13 protein-coding genes are annotated in these 18,842 nt (G+C 54.4%); 4 read left to right on the forward strand and 9 right to left on the reverse strand.

Annotation, left to right across the window (positions count from 1 at the left end):
• Positions 1–4 precede the first annotated feature (4 nt).
• Both EQG79_RS05920 and EQG79_RS05925 read right to left on the reverse strand, forming a co-directional pair.
• Entirely contained in the window at positions 5–2,074 is a 2,070-nt protein-coding gene (locus EQG79_RS05920) for a DUF5723 family protein (RefSeq protein WP_240699282.1), read from the reverse strand.
• An 87-nt stretch (positions 2,075–2,161) separates the two neighbouring features.
• Positions 2,162–4,030, reverse strand: coding sequence for an ABC transporter ATP-binding protein (locus tag EQG79_RS05925; protein WP_077924055.1), 1,869 nt, complete (start codon positions 4,028–4,030; stop codon positions 2,162–2,164).
• Between the two features lie 135 nt (positions 4,031–4,165).
• On the opposite strand from EQG79_RS05925, the gene EQG79_RS05930 reads away from it, so the two are divergent.
• Both EQG79_RS05930 and EQG79_RS05935 read left to right on the forward strand, forming a co-directional pair.
• Complete coding sequence (locus EQG79_RS05930) at positions 4,166–4,678, forward strand: low affinity iron permease family protein (protein WP_077924054.1); 513 nt, start codon at positions 4,166–4,168, stop codon at positions 4,676–4,678.
• Between the two features lie 157 nt (positions 4,679–4,835).
• The gene (locus tag EQG79_RS05935; protein ID WP_077924053.1) at positions 4,836–7,313 is read left to right on the forward strand and encodes a S8 family peptidase; all 2,478 of its coding nucleotides are present in this window, start codon (positions 4,836–4,838) and stop codon (positions 7,311–7,313) included.
• A gap of 98 nt (positions 7,314–7,411) precedes the next feature.
• Here EQG79_RS05935 and EQG79_RS05940 read toward each other — a convergent pair whose 3' ends face one another.
• The gene (locus tag EQG79_RS05940; protein ID WP_129600589.1) at positions 7,412–8,479 is read right to left on the reverse strand and encodes a M57 family metalloprotease; all 1,068 of its coding nucleotides are present in this window, start codon (positions 8,477–8,479) and stop codon (positions 7,412–7,414) included.
• Positions 8,480–8,949: 470 nt separating this feature from the next.
• Between EQG79_RS05940 and EQG79_RS05945 the strand changes: the two genes are divergently transcribed.
• Positions 8,950–9,423: a thioredoxin family protein gene (locus EQG79_RS05945; protein ID WP_129600591.1), complete on the forward strand. Its 474-nt coding sequence runs from the start codon at positions 8,950–8,952 to the stop codon at positions 9,421–9,423.
• Positions 9,424–9,480: 57 nt separating this feature from the next.
• Complete coding sequence (locus EQG79_RS05950; protein WP_129600593.1) at positions 9,481–11,583, forward strand: alpha-amylase family protein; 2,103 nt, start codon at positions 9,481–9,483, stop codon at positions 11,581–11,583.
• A gap of 1 nt (position 11,584) precedes the next feature.
• Here the strand turns inward: EQG79_RS05950 and EQG79_RS05955 are convergent, their stop codons facing one another.
• The 6 genes from EQG79_RS05955 to EQG79_RS05980 all read right to left on the reverse strand — a co-directional run bounded on the left by EQG79_RS05955 (position 11,585) and on the right by EQG79_RS05980 (position 18,840).
• The gene (locus EQG79_RS05955) at positions 11,585–12,511 is read right to left on the reverse strand and encodes a PhzF family phenazine biosynthesis protein (protein ID WP_129600595.1); all 927 of its coding nucleotides are present in this window, start codon (positions 12,509–12,511) and stop codon (positions 11,585–11,587) included.
• Between the two features lie 14 nt (positions 12,512–12,525).
• A complete protein-coding gene (locus tag EQG79_RS05960; RefSeq protein ID WP_129600597.1) occupies positions 12,526–12,915 on the reverse strand; it encodes a VOC family protein in 390 nt (129 codons plus the stop codon).
• Position 12,916: 1 nt separating this feature from the next.
• The gene (locus EQG79_RS05965) at positions 12,917–13,999 is read right to left on the reverse strand and encodes an AAA family ATPase (protein ID WP_236648926.1); all 1,083 of its coding nucleotides are present in this window, start codon (positions 13,997–13,999) and stop codon (positions 12,917–12,919) included.
• 127 nt (positions 14,000–14,126) lie between these two features.
• Positions 14,127–15,044 (reverse strand): PorP/SprF family type IX secretion system membrane protein, encoded by a 918-nt coding sequence (locus tag EQG79_RS05970; RefSeq protein ID WP_129600599.1) that lies wholly within the window; start codon positions 15,042–15,044, stop codon positions 14,127–14,129.
• A 207-nt stretch (positions 15,045–15,251) separates the two neighbouring features.
• Entirely contained in the window at positions 15,252–17,648 is a 2,397-nt protein-coding gene (locus EQG79_RS05975; RefSeq protein ID WP_129600601.1) for a carboxypeptidase regulatory-like domain-containing protein, read from the reverse strand.
• 217 nt (positions 17,649–17,865) lie between these two features.
• Positions 17,866–18,840: a PorP/SprF family type IX secretion system membrane protein gene (locus EQG79_RS05980; protein WP_077924045.1), complete on the reverse strand. Its 975-nt coding sequence runs from the start codon at positions 18,838–18,840 to the stop codon at positions 17,866–17,868.
• Positions 18,841–18,842: the final 2 nt, after the last annotated feature.

An 18,842-nucleotide genomic window follows, 5' to 3' on the forward strand; every position in this document is an offset into this window, starting at 1 on the left:
CCTTTTATTCATCCTTGAACGAAACCCGCAGGCCGGCTGCGGTACCCGACCGCACCGCTACCGAGAAACGAAACCGTTTCGTATCGCCGAAAGCCGTGCCCAGCTCTTCTTTGAACAGATTAGCCACCCGAACCAGCGGTTCCTGATCGCTCCCCGAAAACTCCAGCACAACCACCCGCTTCGGATTGGCCGACAGGTACGTTTTCAGGTTCCCAATCGCGTCGTCATCTTTTTTGGGCCCAAGCAGCCAGCGCCGGTTCAGTTGATCGAGCAGAGCGCTTTCGGCAGCCGACAAATTCGCAGCAGGCAGCGGCTCCAGTGCTTTCAGGGCGCAGCCATCCAGTTCTTTCAGGCCAGCTTCGGTAGGGCAGGCGTCCTGACTATCGCGCAGGCCATCCTGATCCCGATCGGGGCAGCCGCCCAGCGCCGGTACCCCCGCCACCGTCGGGCATTCGTCGTCGTTATTGGCGATTCCGTCGTTGTCCGTATCGGGGCATCCGTTGAACCGGGCCGGGCCTGCTTCGTTGGGGCAGGCATCGTTTTTATCGAATATACCGTCTTTATCAGCGTCGGGACATCCTTTTGTTTCCGCGGGTCCGGCATCCTGCGGACAGGCATCATCTTTATCCTGAATACCATCGCGGTCGGTATCGGGGCATCCCTGAAACATCCAGATACCGGCCAGATCGGGGCAGCGGTCCCGGCGGTTCGACACATAATCGCCGTCGCGGTCGGGTGGTCGTCGGGCGCCTATGGGCAGGGCTACACCCGCAAAAACATGGGCCGACAAGCCGTTGTCGCTGAAGAAGCCCAGCAGGTTATCGGTACCGACCGTAAACAACCCCACCCGAACGTGGGTACCGACCGAGAACTTTCCGAGTGGCTGCCAGTAGTTACCCGTCACCGAGAACTCGCTGCCCGCCGACTCGTAGCGCGGCCCGAAGGTAATCAGTTCGGCCCGGTGCTGGGCAGCGGCATCGGCGGTAGTCGGTTTCCACCAGGCCGCGCCGAAGAACCAGCCCTTCCCCAGCTGCGCATCGGCCTGAACCGAGAACGTCTGCGGGAGTTTATGGGTCAGATCACCGATGCTTCCTTCGGGCAGCACCCCCAGCGACTGCGCTACGGCATTGCGTACCTCGGTGGGTGTTTTGGGGGGTTGAACGGCCGCCTGCTGCAGCGTGCCGGTTCGGGGCTGAACGGTCCATGAACTGGCATTTTTATACCGGATCGAGCCGATATCGAGCAGGGCCAGCCCCAGCCGGAACTGGTATTTGGTCTGCGTCACATCGGCCATTGGCTTGCCATCCATCTGATAGCGGAACGACTCGGCCCGGGGTCTGAACTCATAGGTAACGCCAATGTCGAAGCCACTCCCGCTTCCCGGAACGCTACCGAGCAGTACATCGGCGACGTTCAGCTTGCTCAGCGTGGCCAGGTCTGAGTAGGTCGTCTGCAGGCTGTTCAGCGAATAACTGACCTGGGTAGACGGGGCGCTGAAATCGCCGTTGGCCTGTAGGCTGGACGATTGAAGCCCCCGGATGTATTTGTAGGTAAGCCCCGCTTTCACGAAATGCTGCTGCCAGTCGAATACGGGCATCGCATACGAAAAAGCCACCTCGCCGAACGCATCGGAGCTGAGCGCCACGGAGCGGTTCCCGGCGGGGAGCGGGGCTTTGCTTCCTTCGAACCAGTCTACCAGATCGTATCCCCCCGTCAGGTTGATGTCGGATCGGTAGCGGGTTGTAATCGCAAACGCTTTACTGTCGCGCAGTTGTACCATCAGGCCCGGTCCGCGCAGGTCTGCCTCTTTTACGGCCAGGTCCTGCCCGCGCAGTTTCAGGCTGGCACTGGCAAAAGGAACCGTAGCCAGCGGCAGGCGGGGCTGAGCTGCAGCCTGAACCGATACCGTAGCCAGATTGATGTGCGTACCCAGTCGCGAGTCAGCCATCGAAGACGGATTCAGATATACGCCGTTAGTACCGGCATAATTACTGAGCTGATAGGCCGTCAGGCGCTGGGCAAACGCATGAGCAGACAGCAGACACAAAACAAGCGCAACGAAGAAGTGGGGCATATCGAGAGGAGAAACGTACCCGGCAAAAATGCCGAATTGTGCCCCCGCATCCAAAACTAACCCAGTCTGATTTAGTAAGCGCGCAATCTACTGATAACCACGAGCCTGCAAACCAAACAATTCGGCGTAGCGACCGTCTTTCTCGAGTAGTTCGTAATGACTGCCAATTTCGAGCAGGGTGCCGTTCTCCAGCACCAGAATCCGGTCGGCCATCCGAACCGTACTGAACCGATGGGAAATGATGACTGATGAGCGGCCTTCGGTCAGTTTGATGAACCGCTGAAACACCTCGTACTCGGCGCGGGCATCGAGGGCGGCCGTGGGCTCGTCCAGAATGATCAGCTGCGCATCGCGCATGTAAGCCCGGCCCAGCGCTACCTTCTGCCACTCGCCCCCCGACAGTTCAACGCCTTTGTTGAACGAACGACCCAGTTGCTGATCGTAGCCCCCGGCCAGTTTAGCGATTACGGTATCGGCCAGGCTTCGCTCGGCCGATGTTTCAATGCGCGGCTGGTTGGTTCGTTCGTCGATGTCACCCACGGCGATGTTGACCCCCGCCGACATTTTGAAGCGTGTATAGTCCTGAAAAATAACCCCGATGTTTCGCCGGAGTTCGAGCAGGTCGTACTCGCGCAGGTCATAGCCGTCGAGCAGGATACGGCCTTCGGAGGGGTCGTAGAGCCGGGCCAGCAGTTTAACGAGCGTGGTTTTACCCGCTCCGTTCTCGCCGACCAGCGCCAGCTTTTCGCCAGCCTGCAGCGTGAACGACAGGTTGCGTATGGCCCAGCGTTCGCTGTTGGTGTATTTGAAGCCGACGTTCTCGAACACGAACCCGATGCGAATGGGACTGGGAAAAGGGCGCGTCGTTGCGGGCGAGTCGATCAGCGGCTTGATGGCAAAATAGTCGAACAGGTCCTGCAGGTAAATGGCTTCCTGAGTCAGGCTGCTGAACTGCAGCAGGATCCCTTCCAGCGAAGCGCGCACCTGCCGGAACGAGCCCGCCAGAAACGTCAGGTCGCCCAGCGAAATCTGCCCGTTTACGGCCCGGAGCACAATCCAGACGTAGGCCCCATAGTACCCCGCCGTACCCAGCGCCGTCAGCAGCACTCCCCAGCTGGCCCGGCTGATAGCCAGCGCTTTGTTTTTCTGAAAGAACTCGCTCGATAAGGTCCGGAACCGATCGATCAGGAAACCCGACAGACCAAAAATCTTTACTTCTTTAGCCGTTTCATCACTGGCCCCTACGTAGCGGAGGTAGTCCAGCTCGCGCCGTTCGGGCGTCCAGGAACGCGACAGCGAGTAGCTACGCTGGTTGAAGTAGTTGTCGCCGATAAACGAGGGGGTTACGGCTACCAGAATCAGCAGCAACAACCAGGGGTTATACACGGCCAGACCAGCCGCCAGAAAGCCAACCGAAATTAACTCCTGCACCTGCCCGAACACCCCCGACAGCAGCACCGTACGACCCGTAGTTTGCCGACGGGCGCGCTCCAGCTTATCGTAAAACGTAGCGTCTTCAAACTGTTCCAGATCGAGCGATGCAGCATGCTCCATCAGCCGGATCGAGGTGCGGTTGGCAAACAGATCGCCCAGCAACCCGTCCATGAGCGACACGGCCCGGCCCAGAGCAGTAGACAAAATAGCCATGCCAAATTCGGCCGCCACCAGCCACCACAGGTAATCGGTATCCTTGTCGGCTGTCTGTCCCGCCAGCCGCACCACTTCGTCGATGAGCAGCTTGCCCACGTAGAGCGTCGCTGCCGGAATAGCCGCCCGCACCAATCGCAGGAGTGCATTCCCGATAAAAAGCCCCGGCGACACCGCCCAGACCAGTCGAAAAAAGGCGGGCAGGTTACCCAGAGCGGCAAACCGGTCGCGCCAGCTTAGCTCTTCCTTCCGGTCCGTTGGCACCGCACCGTTCGGCGGACCGGCGGGGCGTGTAGTTGTCTTTGCCATATACGAAAAAGACAAGGGTCGTATGTGATTAGTTCATAGATAGCCGACCCCGCCAGACTGGTAGTAAAATCATATTATGCCAGTCTGGCCAGAATAGCCGTTATTTCGTGTAAAGATGCCAAACTGCCCCACTGCATGAATACGAACAAATTCACCGCCTTCTTCGAACGCTTCGCATCCCGGGCCACCCGTGCCACTGGCTCCTCAACCGCCTTTCTGCTCGCCCTGCTGACCATCCTGGTCTGGGTGATCACCGGCCCTGTTTTTGGCTATTCAGACACTTGGCAACTGGTCATCAACACTGGCACGACTATCATCACGTTTCTGATGGTGTTCCTGATCCAGAAATCGCAGAATAAAGACTCGCTGGCTATGCAGATCAAGCTGAACGAACTGATTGCCGTCAATCGAAAAGCCAGCAACCGCCTGCTCAACCTCGAAGACCTCAATGAAGCCGATCTGATTGCACTGCATCAGTTTTTTGGTCGACTCGCTGAGAAAGCCAAACAGGAAGACAGCCTTTCGGAGTCACACTCGATCGAAGAAGCCGAAGAGATCCACTTCGAAAAACAGGAGGAGAAGAAACAGCGAAAACAAAAGAAAACATCTAAAACCAGCCCGCAGAGCACTCAGGCGTCAACGCTGTAGACCAGTGAACTAGCTGGCCTGCCCGGACACCTAAAATATTCAACTGACTGTCAGCGAATTATCGACGTACCAATTACGAAATACAGCCTTTTTTGAGAGGGGTAGATGACTTTGCGCGCTGCTATCGTCAATAGCGCACAGTCATTTACCCTTTCTTATGTTACGACCCTACAAAATTGTGGTATGCGTTGTACCAGCCATCCGATCCACGATCCTTTTTCTTTTCGGACTCTGGCTGCTTGCGAGCTGTAGGGAAACGTTGCAACACCGGAACCGGCTTACAGGAGCGGCACCGAAACCAGTTGTTCATTCAAGGCCTCAGGAAGAAGGAAATCATCCTCAGGTTGATTTCGCCCACAATTCGATTGCTCTGTTAAAAAGCCACTTTACCGCCTATCCTGGCGACGGCGTTGTTATTTGTCAGAAAGAAAATCAGTTCAATAAAAGCGACATCGACTTTACCGGAAAAGTACGCCCTTCAGACCGGGCTTCGGATCGTATGACCGACCACGCTACATCGATAGCCTCCATGCTGGCTGGTCTAGGGCATTCGTCACCGCTGAATGAAGGAATTGCGCCAAACGCTCATTTAATTTCAGCCTCTTTCAATTCATTATCGCCGGAGCCAGATGAGTTTATTCTGGACAACAAAGTATGCCTGGTCAATCACTCTTACGGTTCTTCGATAAGCTACCAGTACAGTGCTGATGCCGCTGCCTACGACGAGCAGGTAAGCCGGCTTCCGTACCTGATGAACATTTTCTCAGCTGGCAATAGCGGCCAGGATACGGCTTCGGATGGTCTTTACAGAGGAATTCCGGGCTTTGCCAACCTGACAGGTCATTACAAAATGGCTAAGAACGTGCTGCTTGTCGGCGCCGTCGATGCAGAGGGATCCGTTATGGAAAACAGTTCGCGGGGTCCGGCTTATGATGGTCGGCTGAAGCCCGAACTAGTGGCTCACAGTCCCGATGGTACTTCGTTTGCGGCAGCCCTGGTTTCGGGCGTAACCGCCATTCTGCAGGATATTCATCAAAAATATTATCGGCAAAAAGCACCGGCCTCCCTGCTGAAAGCATTACTTATTAATTCGGCCGACGATCTGGATGTACCGGGTCCAGATTTTAAAACGGGATATGGAGCCCTGAATGGGTATGCAGCAGCATCGGCTTTAACCAATAAGCTCTTTAAAAACGGTATCGTAAGTAATGGCAAAGAGGTAACGTTTAGCCTGCCCGTACCAGCCAACGTACGCCGAATGAAGGTCACATTAGCCTGGGTAGACCCTGCTGGGAACCCCCAAAGCCTGACATCTGCCGCTTTAACCAACGACCTGGATCTGGAAGTCGTACAGAACAAAACCGTATGGCAACCCTGGGTGCTATCAAATAGCGCCCATGCAGATTCGTTACGATTACCAGCCCGGCGCAAGCGAGATGCACTCAATCCTGTTGAGCAGGTAACCCTGGATAACCCCAAAGCTGGTATTTATACAGTGCGGATAAAAGGTAACAGGCTTACATCGTCTGCGCAATCCTTTCATGTTTGCTACCAATTTGATCTGGCCAACACTTTGACCTGGCTCTACCCTACGGCTAACACCCTTCTTCGTAGCGCTCAGACAACAACCCTTCGCTGGAAAAGCACCTATACTGCTGACGAAGGAAGCCTGCACTATTCAATCGACCAGGGAAAGACCTGGCGTCTGATTTCCAGCGAGGTACCCTTAAAAGCAGGCCAGTACACATGGGAACCTCCCAATCTATTAACCGACTGCAGGCTCCGTCTAACCCCAAACGGTAGTGTAGTCCCTATAGACGTACGCTGTTCGGTATCACCCCAGCTGGAAGTAGTTCCGCAACGGCTTTGTGCCGATTCCTTGCTACTCACCTGGCCGTCTGTACAGGCTACCACACCGGTTCGGTATCTTGTTCAACAATTTAATACTCGTACGGGCTGGGCCACTATAGCCTCAACGGATCAGCGTCAGGTTTTTGTCAGACCTTCCGATAAAGCGGTCTGGCTTGCCATAACCCCCATCTTATCATCTGGCAAAGCAGGGTTACGCAGTACCGCGTTTTCTTTGGCCGACCAACCCGTTTATTGTTACTACGAAAGCTTCGACGCTAGCACAACCAATAACATGAGCGCGAATCTCTTCGTAACGCTAACCCAGACCACAGACATTGCGGAGGTCGTATTTGAAAAAATGACTTCATCGGGTGAATTCAATCCAGTATATACAAAGCCCGTAACGCCTGATTCGCTATATTACGAAGCTACAGATGCTACTCTGAACGATGGTTTGAATAGATACCGGGCGCGAATTCGGTTGGCTTCAGGAGCCGAAGTGGTCACAACCACAAAGGAGGTTTTCCGATTCCAGGAGCGGCAGCCGATTGTGTTATATCCTAACCCCATAAACGCCCAGGCTGCCGAGCTGACTGTTATGATTCAGCAGCCTAATGACTACACACTGGTGCTTTATAATCTGCTCGGGCAGATCGTACTCAGCACCAATCTATCGCAGTCAACGAATACCGTAGGTTTGACGGGGCTGCCACCTGGCCTCTACATAGCCCGCATCCAGCTGGCCGGCCAACTCGTTCAGACCAGTCGACTTCTGGTTCGGTAGGGCTGACTTTTGTTTATCGGTAAGCTATCGAGTACCCGTTTTGCAACACCAACCAGTTAACGAAGCTTAACTCTTCCGCTAACCAACCGATAAATAGACTATTGAATGCGAACACTGGCCATAGCTGACCAGGGTGACACACCGTTATCGGTATACAGTATCCGCACTTTGACATTCAACAAACCTCCTCCTGTTGTACATGCACAACGTCTGTAACGGAATGTGTATGAGCCAGCTCTACCGTCTGAAGTCTGTATAGTGAAGACTGGGTTATCAACCTCAATACCCCGCTGAATGGTTGAATGGACTATCTGAAAACCGGCTATTCTGTGGTAAGGACCTTTCCAGCGTAAAATTACCGGTATACTAGTCGGGTCAAAGTACAAACTGTAGGGCGCTGACGGATACAGGGCTTTAACAGCTAGTTTGTCTTTTGCTGAAAGTCCGGTCAGATTGCTATTACTACTAACAATGTAAACAGCGTTCATAATTGAGGCAGCGTCTGCTCCGGGCACGGCTGGTATGTCAACAGAATTTGGTTCACCAAAACGGCGCCAGTCTGTATGACGAAAGCCAATGGTATGACCAAATTCGTGAGCTATCAAAACCTTCTTAATATTATCTGGCATCACACGTATTTTGGCCACATCAAGTACGATGTCTCGCCCAGGCTTTCCCAGCAAGGGCAAGTTGGATTCACCAACAGCATCAGGACCATCTATAGTGCCGTTGTAAATAGTTATATCTCTATCAAACCGGTTTGGGGCATTTACAAATCGAATGCTGCTCCCGGCATTGTTCCACATTTGCATAGCTTGCATTACATGGCCAGCAATGGGAGCTATTTCTGGCTGTGCCCAAACCCGGATGTTTCGAATTCGGTTATATCGCTCGATCAAGGCATCTCTATCTTCCCAGGCCTGCTCTTCCAGGGCACCAGTCAGGTTGGGCACTTTCCTGTCTTTGGGAAACCTCATATCGCCTTCGACCACAAAGTATTCGCCCGCATCGACAATCAGTGAGTCGGCATAGCCTAACTTATTGAGGTAGGCCCGCACGGCCGCAGCGTTGTCGGCACTGGTGGGGAGGGGTAGCTCCTGCACCTGACAGGCATATGAAAAAACCAATACAACCAGCAGCCAGACAAATCCTAAAATGATCCGCATAATTTAGTAGTATTAAAAATGGGTAGAGATAAAACGAGGTACTTCTTTCACCCCCCTTTTCGTCGTCTTAGACTAGCAAAAACACCCAGGTAACCACATCGCGTCAATTTGCTTTCAGAAATAGACTTTCTGTTCTGAACACTGACCGGCGGCAACCAAGCACCCACCCATTTACTCATAGCCAATTCGTTAACCATCCCCCATCTGTCCGTTCAAAACAAATTTTTAAGTATATCAAACCCGCCAATCAGACACTAGTAAGAGCCGCTTTTACTTACTGGCTACGTCGAAAAATTGACAATAAATTAATTGACCCATCGCTATGTTGTTCACGCTGAACAGGTATAACCAAGGCCTTCAAATCGTCACTTCGACATGTTGGGTTTGGGCAAGTTCTATGAACTCAATTTTATAGATACCAATAAGAACACTGCTATAGTCCTTAGTGCCCCATCGGCTATCTTTATGCCATGAAGCGACTTATCTCCGTTTGTGTACTGTGCCTGCTGCTAATCAATGTCCGCGCCGACGAGCCGATGGGTATGCGGTTCTTTGTTGGCTCCTGGCAACAGGCTCTGGCCGAAGCCCGCAACCAGCATAAACCGTTGTTCGTCGACTTCTATACAGCCTGGTGCCCGCCCTGCCGTCGTATGGCCCGCGAAGCGTTCCCCAACCCGGCCATCGGCGACGCATTCAACGGCCGTTTCATCAATTACCAGCTCAATGCCGAAGTCGGTGAAGGCCCCGATGTGGCCCGGCAATACGGCGTAGGCAGTTACCCGACCGGCCTCTACCTGACCCCTACTGGCGAACTGGTTCATCGGTCGGTTGGTTACGCGGGCGTTAACGCCATGATTCAGCAGGCAGACCTGGTCTGGCGGATGCCCAGGCTACGCCGGTCGATCAGCAAACGGAATCGGGTCTATACCGAGGAGGGAAAGTAAAAACACCGCATCGGGCACTTTCTCTGGGGTTGGTACTTACAGATCCTTAGCCCGGCTATGCTCACCCGTCGTGACTTTTTACAACGTTCTTCGCTCAGTGCGGCTGGCGCGCTGGTAGCGTGGGAAACCACCTCCGGCACGCCCCTCCAACTCCCAACCCAGCCATCCGGCGTTCAGCCGCCCGCTGGCCTTCGGTTTCGACAGGTACACCTGGACTACCACACCAGCGAGCTGATTACCGATGTGGGCGCCCAGTTCGACCCCGACGAGTTTGCCGATACGCTTGCCAAAGCCCGCGTCAACTCGGTTACCTGCTTTGGGCGCTGCCACCACGGCTACATTTATCACGACACCAAACGCTTTCCGGAGCGGCATCACCCCCACCTGAAGCGGAACCTGCTGAAAGAGCAGATCGAAGCCTGTCACAAACGCAACATCCGGGTTCCTGTGTACCTGACCGTGCAGTGGGATCATTTTACGGCTCGGGAACATCCCGAATGGATCGTCATTGACGAACACGGCAAAGCCAGCGGCACCGAACCCTTCGACGCCGGATTCTATCGCAACCTGGATGTCAATACGCCCTATGGCGATTTCCTGAAGGAATACGTGGCCGATCTGTTCGAAGCGGTACCGATCGACGGGCTGTTTTTCGATATCGTTAAAGTGCTCGACTCGTCGAACCCGCATACCATCCGCCAGATGACGGCCAAGGGAATGAACCCGGCCCTGAAGAGCGACCGCATCCTGTTTTATAACGAGGTAATGGCCAACTGGCGGGCTGATATGTCGGCCTTCGTTCGCAGCAAAGACCGCAACGCTACCATCTTCTACAACTCCGGCCACGTTGGGCCGTATATTCGCCGACACCTGCCTACATACAGTCATCTCGAGCTCGAATCGCTGCCGAGCGGTGGTTGGGGATACCTGCATTTTCCGCTCACGGGCCGCTACGCCCGCACGCTGGGCATCGATTTTCTGGGTATGACCGGCAAGTTTCACACCTCCTGGGGCGATTTTAGCTCGCTTAAGAACAAGGCCGCTCTGGAGTTCGAATGCTTCTCGATGCTGGCCCTCAACGGCAAATGTTCCATCGGCGATCAACTGGCCCCCAACGGTAAAATCGACCCGGCCACCTATGATCTGATTGGCTCGGTATACAGTCAGGTCGAGCAGAAAGAGCCGTACTGCGTCGACGCCCGGCCCCTGGTCGATATTGGTGTTGTAACCATGGAAGAGATTCAGCCGCTCGACGTCACTACCCGCGTACCGGACCCGATGATGGGCGCTATCCGGATGTTGCAGGAGGGTAAACACCAGTTCGACGTCATCGACGGTCTGACCGACTGGTCGGGCTACCGCGTGCTTATCCTGCCCGACCAGATCCTGCTGACCGACGCTCTGAAGACCAAACTCGACGCCTATCTAGCCGGGGGCGGTGCTGTACTGGCCTCCCACAACTCGGGCCTGACACCCGACAAGCGAGCCTTTGCTACCAACGCCTTTGGGGTGTCGCTCGTGGGCGAAGCACCGTATAGCCCTGACTTTATTGTGTCGACCGGCGAAGGAGTCAGCGCCGGGTTACCCGCCACAGAGCTGGTCGTTTATCAGAAAGCCAATGAAGTCCGGGTAACCGGCGCTACTGTACTGGCCATGACCAATGTGCCGTATTTCAACCGGACGTATCAGCATTTTGTGTCGCATCGCCACACGCCCTCCAGCGGCAAACCCGGCTACCCGGCCATTGTACAGAATGGGAAGGTCATTTACATGGCTCATCCCCTCTTTTCGCAGTACGCCCAGAACGCGCCACGCTGGTGTCGCCAATTGGTGCTGAACGCCCTCCAGCGGCTCCTGCCCGACCCGCTCGTGCGTACGCCCGAGGCTCCCACTAGCCTGCTGGCCACCCTGAACAGCCAGGCGACCGAGAACCGCCGTATCCTGCATTTGCTGCATTACGTTCCCGAACGGCGCGGGCGCGATTTTGACGTTATCGAAGATGTGATTCCGCTGTACAACGTAGCGGTTTCGGTAAAAGGGTCGGCCAAACGGGTAAGCCTGGCTCCGTCGGGAACAGCGCTGAAGTTCACCCAGCGAAACGGTCGGGTCGAGTTTGTGGTGCCGGCGCTGCGCGGGCACCAGCTGGTGGTGTTGACCTGAGTTAGTCGGCAACCGCCCAGGTACCGGAAGCGACGTACTGTACCCGACCGCCAATCTGCAGATCAAACAGCCCTCCGCTGGTGAGCGAACCGTTCAGTTCGAGCAGCGATGGTCGGCCCGCTTCGTAGCCCTGTTCAAGCCGCAGCTGAACCGGACCCAGGCCAAATACCCGATGCCGGAGCAGGTAGGCCAGCAGGCATGACCCCGCGCTGCCCGTAGCAGGATCTTCGGCTACCTGCCCCTGCTCAAAGCAGAACATGCGCGCATTGAGCTGATTGGTGGCCTGGTAGGTTTCCCGGCAGAACGGGTAGAGCGAGCCGTGCAGCCCTTCGGGACTGTTGGTCTTATGTAACCCATTCGCCAACAGCCAGGCTTCCAGCTCGTTTTTGTCGAGTCGGATCGCGCGCACCGCAGCCAGCGAGCGAAGCGGCACCATCACGTAGGCAAGCCCTGTACTGACCCATTCAACGGGCCAGTCCGTATCCATTGCATCGGGATGCAGGTGTAGCAGGCGAGCCAGATCGGCAGAATCATAGGTTTGACCGAAACGAGGCTGGGCGGCTTTTAGCCAGGGCGTCTCCCCTTCCCATCGCACCGGAACGGGGCCTACACCCAGGTTCAGCGAAAAAGGAACAATGCCGGTTTTAGCCAGATGGTGGGCCAGTACCCAGCTCGTTCCTAACGTAGGGTGGCCAGCAAAAGGCACTTCGTATTCGGGCGTGAAGATGCGTACATCAAATCCCCGCTCCACCGACCCACCCATCACGAACGTACTCTCCTGAAAGTTTATCTCGCGCGCCAAGGCCAGCATCAGCTCGGTTGTCAGTACATCGGCGGGTGTATTACGCGCATCGAAAACAGCCAGGGGGTTGCCCTGATAGCGCTGGCTGGCAAACACATCGACAATAAAAAACGGCAGAGTAATCATGGGAAGCGTACAGATCAGGCGGTAATCTCGATCCGATTCTGCTCGGGATCGAGTACCACACTTTCGTAATAGCCGTCGCCGGTTCGGCGGGGTTCACCCACGACGGCGTAGCCATCGGCCCGAAGCCGTTCGGTCAGGGCATCGACGGCGGCTTCGCTGCCGACTGATATGGCGAAATGAATCAGTCCCAACGCCTGTTCGAACGGGTCGTTCTGCGAGTAGGGAATTCCGGGCATTTGCATTAGCTCCAGCCGCGCCCCACTGTCGAAGCTGAGAAAATAGGATGAGAACCCGGTCCGTGCGTTTCTGTACGTATCGTTACTGGTAGCGCCGAAGTAGGTTTCATAGAACGTTCTCATCGACTCCAGATCAAGAACCCAAATAGCCAGATGGTCGATACGCATGTCAGAAACCTACTTTTACGGCTTCCTGCCGCTCGCCCGAAACTGTTTGTTCTTCGAGGTTGAAGATGTCGGCCAGCGTCATGGCCTCCTGGGTGCGGTACTCCATACCGAGATGAGCCAGCAGGTCGTTGGCTTTGTTGGTAGCCAGTTTGCCGAAGGCGTAATCGACCATCAGGCGACCTTTCCGGAGGAGAGCTTTGTCGAGCAGATGCTTGCTGGCGTTGAAAGTAGCAATAACCTGAATGTGCATACAGTCGGCCAGCAACCCGTCGGTCAGGTTGAGGATGTTGGAAACGCTGTTGGTATCGCCCCCGGCCTCACGCGACTGAAGAATCCGCTCCGCATCCTCGATGATCAGCACCGAATCTTTGTTATCGAGCAGAAACGGAATGATCTCCGGCGAAGTCAGGTAGTTGGTCATGTAGGGCGGCAGAATCAGCATGTCCTTCTTGACCAGTGAACTCAGGTACTTGATATAGGTTGTTTTGCCGGTTCCCGGTTCGCCATGGAGCAGAATCAACCCTTTGCTTTTGGGTTGTGCCAGCAGGTTTACCAGCCGTTCGTGTACCGGCGGAAAATCGCTGTTGTAATGCAGTTCGAGGTCTATGCTCGGCGGCAGAATCTCAACGCGCTCGGTATGCAAGCCACCCAAACCGCTCTGAATCAGATAAATATGCGTCTGATTCTCTTCATGCACGTATTTGTGTTCGTAAAAACCGGTCAGCAGTTCTTTTGCCGAGGCCTCATTGAGGTAATAGCCATAGAGCCGAAAGAAGCGTTCGCCAACAAATTCGGCTTTCAGTACCAGGCCTTCGTCGTGTTGATAGATACGCTCGATGGTGTGCCAGCCTTCGTCGTTGACGCGGCTCGTATGGTTGATCAGCCGAAACCCACGCCCATCCAGTAACTCCCGCGCCGACAACTTGAAGTCGTCGTTAAAGTGCAGATAGTTCGGGTAGGTACCGAACGCCTGTACAAAATGGGGAGCCAGCGGAAACTCACGGTCAAGATCGCTGGGAATATACAGGTTCTGAATAGTTTGTTGGTTGGGCATACGACTGTCGGCCGTCAGATAGCGAAACATGTCAGCCCTTGAAAGCTCTTCGTAAGGTTTCAACGGGACGCTGGATTACGTTTCAACGCGTCTAAGTTACCGAAAAATTAACGAATAGACCAAGGAGTATTGTGTGTGTACAACCCGGTTTGCGTGGCTAGTAGACGAACTGCAATGCACCGGGCGAGAAGCGTAACGCAATTTCGTGGACGCTTGGCTGGAAATACAAACTGGCGTTCGGATTCTCGGGTGTTTGTGAATAGAACAGATAGCTGATCCGAATCGCTTTGGTAAACTGGTATTCGGCCAGGGCGTGCAGGTAGTTGGTTTGCACCAGACCGGGGCTGTTGTGCCGATACGAAATGCCCAGTCCGATCTGCTCGTGGAACCAGATGCGGGCATTCAGGTCAGCTCCCACCGGGCGATCGGCAATTTTGGAGATCAGCACCGACGGGATCAGGACGGCGTTGTCGCCAACGGCAAAGCGAGTGCCGGCCTGCACCATCAGCGGCCGTACGCTCTGGTACAGAAACCGCCCTGACAGATCGAGCGCGCGTCCCGTAAGTTCGGGCAAGGAAATACCGCCAAAAAATCGGTCTGACTGGTAATAAACGCCAACGCCAAAACTTGCGATAGCCCGGTTCAGGCTCGATGCGGTGGCATAATCATACAAGGGTAATACATTGACACCGCCCTGAACGCCGATCGACAGTCTTGCCAGCGCGGGCAGGTTAAACCGATACGCCACGCTCCCCGACACGCCGGTAGCGGCAAAGAGCCCCATTCGATCATTGAGCGCCTGGAAACCTAACCCGACCCGCCCGTTGGCCACCGCCCCATCGGCAGCCACGCTCTGCGTCAGTGGCGCCCCCCGAACACCGAGCCATTTGCGTCGAAGCAAAGCCGTCAGCTGAAACGATTCGCGCGCGCGCGCATAAGCCGGGTTGATAGCCAGTGGATTAACCAGGTACTGTGAATAAAGCACTTCGCGCTGGGCCTGGACCGGCTGAACCAGCCCGCCACATAGGGCAGTCAGAAAAAGGAGAAAAAAACGGACGCGAACAAAGCGGGGCATACCAAAAACCAGAGTTGAGCAATCAAATTGGTCGCTTTTCATCTAAAATCCTAATCGGGACAACTGAGTTGCCCTGTTAGCCCGATGCCTGTTTACAAAAGCAAAAGCGAGCAATACACCAGGGTATTGCTCGCTAATTTATTGTTAAGTTGGATAAAGCGCTTGTCTGTTAATAGGCAAAAACTATACCAATGTTTCTACATTTAATCAATCCATCGACAGAATTTTTATTTCTGTACGCCGATTTTGCTGATGATCCGTCTCTGAGCAGTTGATACCGTCTTTACAGGTGTTCAGCAGCAACGTTTCTCCGTATCCTTTGGCGATCATTCGTTTGGCCGGAATACCTTTCGATTTCAGGTAAGCAACGGCTGCTTTGGCACGGTTGGCAGAGAGCGTATTGTTGTAGGTACTGGTAGCGCGGCTGTCTGTATGCGACCGCATTTCGATCCGCATGGTTGGATATTTCGTCATCAGCGCTACCACTTTATCAAGCTCCACAGCCGCATCCGGGCGGATGTTGAATTTATTGAGGTCATAATAGATGTTGTCGATTTTGATAACATCCCCTTTGCGGAACATGAGCAGCTCGGTAGACCCCGTGCCATCTTTGGCGATATGCGATCCGGTAGTACCCATGTCGTTTTTCATCGCTTCGAGCGAGTAATCACAGCCCGATGTAATCGAGAAGGAGTAGCTGCCGTCTTCTGTCGTAGTCGTTTCCTGGGAGCTGCCATCGCATTCGTTGATCATTACTACCTTAACGCCCGACATGGGTTTTTTATCAGACTGGGCTATTACACGCCCCCGCAACGTACTAACCACCCCCGCGGCTTTGGCTGAACCTTTGGGGCGACTGAGTGGAATGTCGAGCCGGGAGGGCTGATCGTCAGCCATGTCTTTGGTCGAGAAACCGATTTTATTGTCGAGGTACCCATCCCGGCTGGCCAGGATGCTGAATTCATTATCTACGTCGACGCAGAATCTGACCAGTCCTTCGGCATCGGTCTGGAGTTGCTTCTGCCCGTTAGCCGCTGCATTATCGACCGCCACCGTGGTGTTGATCAGCGGTTCGCGGGTTTCAGCGTCGAACACGCTTACCGTCAGCTCCCGACACGGATACAGCGAGCCTTCGCGCGTGAATCGATACAGATCGTCGTCAGCCCCTCCGTTTTTTCGGTTACTGCTGAAATACCCCCGCTGCCGATTGCCATCGGTAACAATGCCGAAGTCATCTTTGGGCGAGTTGAGCGGTTCACCCAAATTGCGGATGCTGGTAGCTGACGTTCCCTCTTCTATCAGGCTCGCATAAAACATATCCAGATCGCCCAGACCCGGGTGGCCATCCGACGAGAAGTACAGATTACCTTTTTCGTCGACAAACGGGAACAGCTCGTTGCCCTTCGAGTTGATCGTAGGACCAAGATTCACGGGTTCACCCCATTTATCTTTGTTCCAGCGGGAGACATAAATGTCACTCCCCCCGAAGCCACCTGGCCGGTCAGATGCGAAGTAAAGCAACTGATCTGGCGTGCCGTTTTTATCTTTAGCCAGGGCCGGGTGACCCGTTGAAAACTCGTCGCTATTGAATGGTAACTCTTCCGCTTCGCTCCAGTACCCATTGGTATGGGAAGAGGAATACAGCTTTAGTTTGTTAATCCGGTCAGAACTCTGGCCGTATTTCCCGTTTGTATAGTTATTCCGGGTGAAGATGACCCGTGAACCATCTTTGGTAAATGAAGCCGGCCCCTCATGGTACTTGGTGTTAAGGGTCTGGCTAAACCGATCTGCTTCGCTAATGACCTGATCTTCGTACCCCTGGCTGATATTTTTACCCCCAAAGAAACCTACCGTGCGCGAATCATTGGCCGTAGGACTGGTAAAATCATCGCTACCCAGCGGACGAATGAGCTGCATACGAGACGCAGGCTGTTTTATAGCCGACCCACCCAGGCTCGAGGCTTTAGCGGCCCGTAGTCCTTTTACTTCCGGGAGGTAATGCAGATCCAGAAATGGGGTGCTGTTCCAGTTAAATACGCGCTTTATACCGGCTCCACTGCTTTTGGACGATACAAATACCAGTCCGTCTTTATACAGCATGGGGCTAAATTCAGCTTTGCGGGTATTCATCCGCAAAAATTCAACCTTGTAACTAGCTGCGTTTTTTGTGAGCGGGGTTAGGTCGCGGTAGAGTTTGGAGAAAGCGGGCCCGCGTTTGTCCATCGTCTGAAGAGTACTGTATTTTTCGTAAGCTTCCTGCGCTTCGCGGTACTTCCCATTGCTGGCCAGCGACTGTGCATAATACAGGTAATATTGATTGTCTTCGGGCGATAATGAGCCGCTACTAATCAGGTCTCGATAGACCCGCTCGGCGTTGACCATATCACGAATTTGCTGGTAACTGTAGCCCAAACGCGTTTTGGTCAGGCGCAGCTCTTCGGCCGAGAGTGAAGCCGGTTTAGCGAGTGCCTGTTCATAGAGTTCAATCGCTTTGGCGTAGGCCAGCTGGTTAAACTGCGTGTCGGCTTGTTTGACCAGCGACTGAGCCAGCAGCGAACCCGCCCAAAGACACAAAAAGGCAAGAATAGGAAATGTACGTGTCATACATTATGGTGGTTATGAGACGGAACGAGAGGGAGTGAGCAATTTTATGCTTTTTGAGTCCCGTAGAAAATACACCTTTCCAGTAAGCAAATACTGCGCCGAATTTCTGACTTCTGGTTACGGAGAAAACAACCAAACGGCCCATGATATCGACAGCTTTTCGGGCTTTGTCAACATCATGGGCCGTTAGAAACCCACACGCTATAGGATAGGTCTATTAGAAGTAGCGCGGGGTCAGGATGCGGTTTTTACCGAAGCCAAATTCGTACCGAAGCATGACCTCGTGTGAACTGGGCGCAATGGACCGCAGGCCGTTCATGGTTCGATCATAGGCGTACCCAAACCGGAACTGATCGGTCAGCTGAACCTCCAGCATCCCTACAATGGCATCAGTCGAATAATCGGTCCAGGTAGAGAACTGATTTCGGCGAATCGAAGCGCCAATGGCTATCCGATCGGCAAACCAGAAGTTGATGTTCCCGTCGAAGCCGAGCGGTGCGCCTTCTGCATATTTGACCAGTACAGACGGCTTCATTTTCACCGCCGGGCTAATGCCGACTACGAAACCAGCTGCCGCAAAGGCATGACGCGCCTGCACCGACCGCAGATCCCCGACGTTGTATTCGCTCAGCTTATTCTTGATCAGGCGCGGTACCGATAGGCTCAGGTACGACCGGTCATTACTGAGGTAAATTCCGGTACCGAAGTTGGGCAGCACTTTTGAGATATTCTGCGCAAAGGCCGGATCGATTGATCCGTCGGGATTGGTGATTACCTCTGCCAGGTTAGCCCGGTAGCTGGATGCTCCACCCTGCAAACCCAGAGCCAGCGTTGTACGCTGCCCTACCTTGATTCGGAATGCGTATGACGCAAAGGCACCGGCCTCCTCCATCACGCCGTACCGATCACCATACAACTGCAACCCGATACCGACACGCTCCTGGTTGAGCGGCATGTCCATAGTGAACGTAGCGGTTTGAGGAGCCCCCTGCACGCCAGTCCACTGATTTCGGTAAAGTGCCGACATGCTCAGCACATCACGGCTTCCCGCATAAGCCGGGTTCAGGGCCATCATATTGAACATGTACTGCGAGAACATCTTGTCCTGCTGCGCCCGGACCTGGCTGCTGCCGATCCCGAGGATCAGCAGCAGCGCGATTGCCCACTGTTTTTTTACTAACTGGTTTACCATCG

It is taken from the genome of Spirosoma sordidisoli (genome assembly GCF_004138325.1).
In the GTDB taxonomy this organism is placed as follows: Bacteria; Bacteroidota; Bacteroidia; order Cytophagales; family Spirosomataceae; genus Spirosoma; species Spirosoma sordidisoli.

What these genes read in the sequence shown, in the direction of transcription:
- EQG79_RS05940 (WP_129600589.1), bottom strand. Translation starts at nt 8,479, where the DNA reads ATGCGGATCATTTTAGGATTTGTCTGGCTGCTGGTTGTATTGGTTTTT.
- EQG79_RS05980 (WP_077924045.1), bottom strand. Translation starts at nt 18,840, where the DNA reads ATGGTAAACCAGTTAGTAAAAAAACAGTGGGCAATCGCGCTGCTGCTG.
- EQG79_RS05960 (WP_129600597.1), bottom strand. Translation starts at nt 12,915, where the DNA reads ATGCGTATCGACCATCTGGCTATTTGGGTTCTTGATCTGGAGTCGATG.
- EQG79_RS05920 (WP_240699282.1), bottom strand. Translation starts at nt 2,074, where the DNA reads ATGCCCCACTTCTTCGTTGCGCTTGTTTTGTGTCTGCTGTCTGCTCAT.
- EQG79_RS05970 (WP_129600599.1), bottom strand. Translation starts at nt 15,044, where the DNA reads ATGCCCCGCTTTGTTCGCGTCCGTTTTTTTCTCCTTTTTCTGACTGCC.
- EQG79_RS05965 (WP_236648926.1), bottom strand. Translation starts at nt 13,999, where the DNA reads ATGTTTCGCTATCTGACGGCCGACAGTCGTATGCCCAACCAACAAACT.
- EQG79_RS05950 (WP_129600593.1), top strand. Translation starts at nt 9,481, where the DNA reads ATGCTCACCCGTCGTGACTTTTTACAACGTTCTTCGCTCAGTGCGGCT.
- EQG79_RS05955 (WP_129600595.1), bottom strand. Translation starts at nt 12,511, where the DNA reads ATGATTACTCTGCCGTTTTTTATTGTCGATGTGTTTGCCAGCCAGCGC.
- EQG79_RS05930 (WP_077924054.1), top strand. Translation starts at nt 4,166, where the DNA reads ATGAATACGAACAAATTCACCGCCTTCTTCGAACGCTTCGCATCCCGG.
- EQG79_RS05925 (WP_077924055.1), bottom strand. Translation starts at nt 4,030, where the DNA reads ATGGCAAAGACAACTACACGCCCCGCCGGTCCGCCGAACGGTGCGGTG.
- EQG79_RS05975 (WP_129600601.1), bottom strand. Translation starts at nt 17,648, where the DNA reads ATGACACGTACATTTCCTATTCTTGCCTTTTTGTGTCTTTGGGCGGGT.
- EQG79_RS05935 (WP_077924053.1), top strand. Translation starts at nt 4,836, where the DNA reads ATGTTACGACCCTACAAAATTGTGGTATGCGTTGTACCAGCCATCCGA.
- EQG79_RS05945 (WP_129600591.1), top strand. Translation starts at nt 8,950, where the DNA reads ATGAAGCGACTTATCTCCGTTTGTGTACTGTGCCTGCTGCTAATCAAT.